Raw genomic sequence first — 388 nt, forward strand, 5'->3', positions numbered from 1 at the left:
CACAAGAACGAATGTGGTCAGCGATTACGCGCAGCGATTTATTGCTCAGATCGGTTGCGCCAGTGACTTTCGCTACCGCCTGGATCAGCGTGCGGAACAGGTCGATGTCATAGTTAGAGTTAACGTGTTGCAGCACCGCAGCAATACGCTCCAGACCCATACCGGTATCTACAGACGGCTTCGGCAGCGGTTCCATCGTGCCATCGGCCTGGCGGTTGAACTGCATGAAGACGATGTTCCAGATCTCAATGTAGCGGTCGCCGTCTTCTTCCGGGCTTCCCGGAGGGCCCCCCCAAATGTGGTCGCCGTGATCGTAGAAGATTTCGGTGCACGGGCCGCACGGACCAGTGTCACCCATCTGCCAGAAGTTGTCAGATGCGTATGGCGC

The 388-nt window shown here is 57.2% G+C and carries 1 protein-coding gene; it reads right to left on the reverse strand.

Features of this window, described 5'->3' with window-relative positions:
- Positions 1-388: alanine--tRNA ligase-related protein (locus tag IAI51_RS27815; RefSeq protein WP_262410400.1), on the reverse strand; the 388-nt coding region annotated here is incomplete at both ends.

The sequence above is a fragment of the Pseudomonas sp. N40(2020) genome, from assembly GCF_014472415.1.
GTDB lineage: Bacteria > Pseudomonadota > Gammaproteobacteria > Pseudomonadales > Pseudomonadaceae > Aquipseudomonas.